This window comes from Pseudomonas entomophila, assembly GCF_013523125.1.
Classification (GTDB): domain Bacteria; phylum Pseudomonadota; class Gammaproteobacteria; order Pseudomonadales; family Pseudomonadaceae; genus Aquipseudomonas; species Aquipseudomonas entomophila_B.
Genome location: NZ_JAAMQJ010000070.1, coordinates 1 through 7,190, shown reverse-complemented (window position 1 = coordinate 7,190; position 7,190 = coordinate 1). Strand labels below are relative to the sequence as shown.

Sequence of the window (7,190 nt, the reverse complement as noted above, 5' to 3'; positions counted from 1 at the left end):
TCCTTTCCCGAGAAGGCTCATCCGGCTTTTCATACCACCAGATAAAGACCTGGCCCGCCCAAGCCCCTTCGCCCAGCGCCAGGTAATCTCCAGCACCACTCGAGAAAAAACTCACCATGTCCGGAAGATCAGGATAATCGTCATCGCACAGATCCTTTATGGAACAAAATCCTCGAGGTGCGAAGGCCCCATGGCACATCCGATATAAAATCCGAAGCCATCATGCAGGTCACGGTAAAAACGTTTCAAATTTTCCGGGACAGGAGGAAGCTCATCCAGTTGTGCACTCTCCGCCCCCAGTGGCGCTCCGCCCATGTAAAAATTCAGCCGCCCCTCCTCCCTGTATACGTACATGAGATAAGGCTTGTCTTTTACCGCCACCACGGTCCCTAGCACGCATTGCTCGATCCAGGCACACACCCAAGGCAGCTGCTCGGCATAATTGGCCCACTCGGCAGGTGCACAGGATTTCTCGCCATCCGCAGGACCAAAGTCACACCACTGCCCAGGCAGCTCAAGTCCAGAAGGCAGGTCGGCAGGCGTGAAATAAACCTCGTACTCCTTCAACTCGTCGAGCATCTCCAACTTCTGCGATTCAGTCCATTCCATGCAGCAGTGTCCATCAATGCGCGCTCCGGGTATCGGAATCGCTCCTGAACAGTTCATTCATTTCCGAGTCCTCCAGGAAGATCGACATCCATGTATCCATTATTCCCCACAGGTCCTCTTTCTGCCTCGGTGTATTGGGCTCTTCATGAAACCACATGAAGAATACGCCCGCCCAGGCCCCTTCGCCCAATGCCAGGTAATCCCCCGCGCCGCTTGAGAAGAAACTCACCATATCAGGAAAGTCTGGATAATCTTCATCACATAGGTCTTTTATAGGGACAAAATCTTCGACATGAGAAGGCCCCATCGTGCAACCGATATAAAATCCAAAGCCATCATGGAGATCGCGATAAAATTCCCTCAACTGCTGTGGAAGATGGGCACACTTACCAAGTTCCGTATTGCCTGCCCCTAGCGGCGCCCCACCTATATAAAAGCTCAGCTCTTCTTCCTTGCTATAAACGTACATGAGATAAGGCTTGTCTTTTACCGCCACCACGGTCCCTAGCACGCACTGCTCGATCCAGGCGCACACCCAGGGCAGTTGCTCGGCATAATTGGCCCACTCGGCAGGCACACAGGAATTCTCGCTATCCGCAGGACCGAAATCACGCCACTGCCAGGGCAGTTCAAATCCAGAAGGCAGGTCGGCAGGCGTGAAATAGACCTCGTACCCCTTCAACTCGTGGAGCATCTCCGACTTCTGCGACTCAGTCCACGTCATGCTGCATTCCTTACAAGGTTACGTTCTGCAAGCCTGGGGTCATGCACCTTGACCTGCTTCATGGATACACGCAAACCATCGTGCATCGCCCCATCGACACATCTCAAGCGACATCTCCACGCCAACGCATCTGCGCCCTCGCCTGCCCGTCGAAAACGAAGCGGTTCACGGCGTCCTTCAACTGTGGCAATGACACTGCCGTCTCCTCGCGGCGATGGCGAATCAGGATGAACTGGTCCTGCCCAGGGAACAGCACTTCGATGACCTCGCCCGCGTAGTTCGTGATCTCGATGAAGCCGCTGACGACCCCGTTCAGGTTGTCGATTTTCCGACAGCACGGTGGAGTACGTCATCAACGCACCTTCTTCATCCGTACCTGCACCCGTTGCCGGATTGTCGAAGTACACCCTGATCTTGGGAGATACGGGCCTGTTCCAGCGAAAGGGGTATACAGTGCGTCCGAGCATGGCCTTGAACTCATTCGCCGATTCGTCGCCCGAGAATTCGCAGCGGTGGATGGGCACGCAGAGGTACAGGCGTTCGCGTTTGGCGTCGAACCGACCTTTGAAGGCGCCGTGATAGGTGTTGGGCAGCACCAACGCCTGCGTGAATCCATAGGGGTTTGCCGTCAGGTCAAACCTCGACACCCTGTCCTGGCTGAAATCGCCCGACGCCTGGCGGATCACGTCCATGGCGAACGCTCTGTCGACGATCGCTTCGGAGATCACCAGCAGGTCCACGTCTGCGGTGCTCTTCAAACAATACTCATAAAAAGTTTTAGCCAAATGCAGCTGAAAAAAGTAGTGACCCGTGTGCGTCTCCACATCATCTGAATATGACTGCCGTATGTCCGCTTCATCGAACATGGTTCACCTTGCCTCCTTGCTCATATGCAGTTAAAAAACTACCGGCAAGTGATTGCGAGTGAGCGTGTTCACGTGCTGGGCAGAAATTTGTCCGAGGGAGTGATATCCTAACCGGACACAGAGACTCAGCGCCGCAGACCGCCACCGAAATAATTTCACAGCCTTTGAAAAACCTCAAAAGCCAAAAATCATTCACCAACAATATCATTGACATCCGAATTTTCTAAAACAATCGCCATCCAATAATCCATATGCTCCCATAAATTGAGATTTCGCTCGGGCTGATCTGGCTCTTCATGCCACCATATAAATACCTCGCCACTGGCGTCTCCTTCACCTAAAGCCATATAATCCCCAGCACCATTTGAAAAAATCGCCATCATGTCAGGCAGGCCTGGATACTCGTCATCACACAAATCTTTAATTGAAATAAAGTCTTCAACCCGTGACGGCCCCATGGTGCAGCCTATATAAAAACCAAAGCCATTGTGCAGTTCACAGTAAAATTTCTTCAAACTTTCAGAAAAGCCACTATATTTATCAAGTCTTACATCACCTGCACCCAGGGGCTCTCCGCCCATATAGTAATAAAATTCCCCATCCTTCCTGTATACATACATCAAATAGGGTCTATCGCTGATCGCCAAGACCGTACCTAGCACACAGTTATCGACCCACCAGGAGACCCACGGCAGACAATTCATATAATTGTCCCATTCTGCAGGAACAGGAGATTTGCCAGTTCTTGCCGGGCCAAAATTGCGCCACTGCTCGGGAAATTTAATATCAGGGGGGACCTCATCCGCCGAGAAATATATATCATATTCCTTCAGCTTGCTCATCGTAGTCCGCTTCATTTCCTCAGACCATTGCACTCTAACCGTCCTTGATAACTTGAAAGTAAATCGCCTTGTGAAATATCCGTTTCATCGCATCAAACTGTGCTCGGCTTGGAGTAAGGCGCTGTGCCGCGACATGAAAGCGCATGCAGATGGAGGTGTCAATTTATTGGATCCCATCTGGCCTGCCAATGTGCGGGCTCAGACCGTGTCGTGTTGTCGATCATGTATGCCCTCATGACAGCTTCACGACGGTCTCGCTTCGCAGCGCCGTGTTGTCCAGAAAGATTGCCATCCATGCATGCATAACCTCGAACATATCGATCTCCACTTCTGGCGCCCTAGGTCATCAGGGGGGGCGAAGTAGGTCTATTGAAATTTCGTACAGCGCCTAGAAAGTTCGTAACACCTTGCCATATAGTCTTCCGACTAGTCATGGCAGCAATTTTAGCCACAGCGATTTTTATTAAAAATTTTACTAATTCTTCTTATATACAAATAAAGATCCAATTAAGAAAAGAGGCATGATTAGTAAAGCCCCTACAAAATCATACCACTTAAAATTATCTTAAATCATACCAAGAATTAAATTAAAAACGCCATCGTCATTCTATCATTCATCTAACAGGAACCGCTCTAGTGCCTCCGTGATCATCGATAAATCCATGTCTTCTTCATCCTTTCGATTGCGAATTAAAGTAAAAACATCTCTTTGCGGCGAAAGAATTTCAATTACGCCCCCCTTATAATTTGTAAGCTCAATAAATCCACTAGATACACCATTAAGGTTTTCTATTTCTGACAGCAAGGTTGGATACTTAATTAAAGCACCTGCCTCATCGGTTCCAGACTCAGTTTCTGGATTGTCGAAATAGATTTTGATCTTAGGGCAAACCTTTCGATCCCACCGAAAAACAGGAATCATCCGCTGGATCATATTCTTAAATTCTTCGGCTGACTCATTACCTGAAAACTCACATCGGTAAATGGGAACGCAAAGATATAGATTATCTCGCTTATGCTCTAACTTACCCTTAAATACCCCATGGTAAGTATTCGGCAGAACTAGAGAATGTGTAAATCCATACTTATTATTAGATATGTTAAATATTGAAACTTTTCCCTGGCTGAATTCCCCAGAAGCTTGACTTATTACACTTTTAGCAAACTCTCTGTCAGTAATATTTTCAGAGACGACTAACAAATCTAAATCGTCTGTGCTTTTTAGACAATACTCATCAAAAGCATCCGATAACTCAAGTTGAAAAAAATAATAACCGGCATCTTTTTCTACCCCTGTATAAGAACGCAACAAGTCATCTTTAGTGAACATATCAACCTCATTCATAGTTAGGTCCAACATCTTGCCTATACCTGATGCCTTCTGCGGCCATTCGCCCTCCGTCAGCACTGTTAGCTGAGCGCAGACGAATACTCATGTTGTCAACATTATTATAAAACTCAACACGAGCTGCACGCGTAGAATTATACCCTTCCCTATTCCAATGTTCAACTACTGCCATTTCATGTTCAATAGTTATTCTTGGATCGTCTCGATCAACTATTTCCCTATCTGCCGTACGCACTTTACCTATGTCTTCCCCGCTCCTAATAGTGTGCTTATCCAAAACCTTATCTTTAACCCCAGCACGATACCCACTTGGATACTCAGACTTTCTAGTATACCTAGCTCTTTCTCCAACTTTAATAAAGCGGCCATCTGCACCACGTGCAGGCTTGGTATTCTTAGAAGCACCCGTTTGTTTCGACACGATTTTGACATTACCGATATTGGAGCCAAAACCTTGTGTCTTAATCTCATAGCGCGCATCAAAAGCTTTTCCACCTTTAGCGCCAATCCCTCCACCCAACAAAGCACCACCGAAGGCCATCAGCTTCTGGCCATCAGACTCCTCACCAAAAATTTCGCCCCCAGCCCACTGGCCCGCCATCCCCCCTGCGATACCGCCAGCAATACCTGCAATGACTAGAATAGGACTCGCCAAAACAAAAGCACTAGCAAGCCCCAGCCCCATCACGGCTCGTTCAAGTAATACAGAAACCTCTGGATCAATCGCGTCGGTGGTTGCTGTTTCACCGCCTATATAGACGTTTGATGAACCCGAGCTAATTTTTGCATCACAAACGGTAAGGTCGCCTACGCGTACTGCCGGTTGGCCATTGATATGGACAGAGCGACTACCCTGCGCTAACGTCTTCGGTGCTCCTGAATGATCCGAGCATTCGGCATGGTCGAGATGGGCTCTGGCTGCTGGCTTACCGTTTATATAAACGTTGCTGGATCCTGACATTATCTTTCCGGTTTCCCGGCGGGCGAAAGACAGACTTCCAATCAATTGTCCAATCTCAGCGCCTGTAGCAGCGCCCGCGCCTACCATTGCAGTCAATGCAATGGCACCCAGGCCACCGGTTCCGACAACAGCGATTCCAACAAGGACTGCGCCAGCCCCAATAGCCAGACCCGCCAGCAGCCCGCCGAGCGCACTGGAGTGCTCGATGGCATCGTCCATACGCGCAGCAGGTGAACTCATGCCCGTACAGCTCGGCTGGGATTCTCCTCGGACCCTGGTGGATAGCGTAGTTCTAGACTCTCAACAATTGCATCGAAAGCACTGCGCTCCTCCGCCGTCATTCCCTTAGGATTATTGCTCGTTCCAGTAAGCTGCATCAGCAAAGGCCGCTTGTGTTCGTCCTGATGCAAGAAAATCAGCTGCACCTGGTGTACAGGTTGTCCTTGCTGGCGCCAGCGGAACTCCACACGCCTGGCGTCCAACCCTGCCACGATCACAGGGGAAAGCGGTTCGATCCACTGAACATGAGAGAGTGTTTTTTTCAGCTCGCCAAGCAATTGCTGCGCGAGCGTTTCCAGATCCGCATCTGGCTCTGCGGGCGAACGCCCTACCACGAATGAAAACGGGCTTGGTCCAATGTCCGTTAGCGTAAAGACATTGAACGTCTTGTCTTTCAGATTTTCAGGCCGAGCGAAACTGAGCTCATTAGTCAGATAGGGCGGCGGCGGGACGACGAGTGCAGCAAGCGCTTCCTGTTCCAAACGCTCACGCTCGAGGCGTTCTGCTAGCGCACGTTTTTGATGGATTCGATCAAATATATTGCCACGCATAAGACGTTCCTTGTCGCCACTCAGGACTTGTTCAAGTTGATAATCGTGCTACCCGCCACGTCTACGGTCACCCCGGTGAGTGTGATGGTGCCGTCTGACTTCATTTCCAGCTTGCTCTTTCCTACCTCTAGCACAATCGATGTGGCCGCCTTTACATTCACGCATCCTTGGTCCACCGTTACGAAATAAGAACCTTCTTCGACTGCGATGCTGGTTTCCAACTTGATCGTTTCGGAGTGTTTGCCTTCGACCTTGATAGATCTATCACCCCCACCTTCAAACTGTCATCAGCCTCCACCTCGGTGTCCATGTTGCGCTCGGCGTGCATGATGATCTGCTCGGCACCCGCCTTGTCCTCGAAGCGAAAGAAGTTGGCCGTCGCACCATCCCCCTTCATCGAACGCGTCAGGAACCCGCTCTGGGTCTTGTTCGCCGGCAACGACCATGGTGGGGTGTTGTAGCTGTTGTATAGGCTGCCCATGATCAGCGGCCGGTCTGGGTTGCCGTCAAGGAACACCACCACGACCTCGTCGCCAACGCGTGGGATCAGGATGCTGCCAAAACCTCCGCTGGCCCCAGACTGCGCCACCCGCACCCAGCACGAACTCTGGTCGTTGAACTCACCATTGCGGTCCCAGTGGAACTGCAGCTTCACCCGGCCCAACGCGTCGGTGTAGATCTCCTCACCCGGCGGGCCGACGACGATGGCGGTCTGGGGGCCGCTAATCACGCCGCGAGGGGTTTGCTGGACAGGACGGAAAATGATCTTTCGGCGGATGCACGTGAAGCTATTGCGGTAGCCTGCCTCGCCTTCGTTCGAATAATTGTTGCGCCCCCAATGGTTGACCGACAGCAACATGAACTCGCGATCTTCGGGTACATCGTTGTCGTGATCGTAGTGCTGGGTGAGTTTGAAATGATGGCCCGGCTCCATGGCCCGGCAGTTGCTTTCGCCACTGAAGGTTTTGCCGTGTACTTCCATCGCTTCGAGACGGTGGCGTGCTTTGCGT

The 7,190-nt window shown here is 50.6% G+C and carries 7 protein-coding genes and 1 pseudogene; all 8 read right to left on the bottom strand.

The features are described from left to right. Positions 1–156: 156 nt before the first annotated feature. Entirely contained in the window at positions 157–609 is a 453-nt protein-coding gene (locus G7007_RS21320; RefSeq protein ID WP_181105027.1) for a hypothetical protein, read from the bottom strand. Positions 610–622: 13 nt separating this feature from the next. Then, a complete protein-coding gene (locus G7007_RS21315; protein ID WP_181105025.1) occupies positions 623–1,333 on the bottom strand; it encodes a hypothetical protein in 711 nt (236 codons plus the stop codon). Then, a complete protein-coding gene (locus G7007_RS21310; protein WP_181105023.1) occupies positions 1,330–2,199 on the bottom strand; it encodes a hypothetical protein in 870 nt (289 codons plus the stop codon). Before G7007_RS21310 ends, G7007_RS21315 begins: the two co-directional genes overlap by 4 nt. 188 nt (positions 2,200–2,387) lie before the next feature. Beyond that, positions 2,388–3,041 (bottom strand): hypothetical protein, encoded by a 654-nt coding sequence (locus G7007_RS21305; RefSeq protein ID WP_181105021.1) that lies wholly within the window; start codon positions 3,039–3,041, stop codon positions 2,388–2,390. Between the two features lie 610 nt (positions 3,042–3,651). After that, the gene (locus G7007_RS21300) at positions 3,652–4,386 is read right to left on the bottom strand and encodes a hypothetical protein (RefSeq protein ID WP_181105019.1); all 735 of its coding nucleotides are present in this window, start codon (positions 4,384–4,386) and stop codon (positions 3,652–3,654) included. After that, positions 4,379–5,590 (bottom strand): PAAR domain-containing protein, encoded by a 1,212-nt coding sequence (locus G7007_RS21295; RefSeq protein WP_181105017.1) that lies wholly within the window; start codon positions 5,588–5,590, stop codon positions 4,379–4,381. Before G7007_RS21295 ends, G7007_RS21300 begins: the two co-directional genes overlap by 8 nt. Next, a complete protein-coding gene (locus G7007_RS21290) occupies positions 5,587–6,180 on the bottom strand; it encodes a DcrB-related protein (protein ID WP_181105015.1) in 594 nt (197 codons plus the stop codon). The genes G7007_RS21295 and G7007_RS21290 overlap by 4 nt, the downstream gene beginning before the upstream one ends. A 20-nt stretch (positions 6,181–6,200) precedes the next feature. Beyond that, a pseudogene (gene tssI / locus G7007_RS21285) lies at positions 6,201–7,190 on the bottom strand (type VI secretion system tip protein TssI/VgrG); the annotation flags it as partial.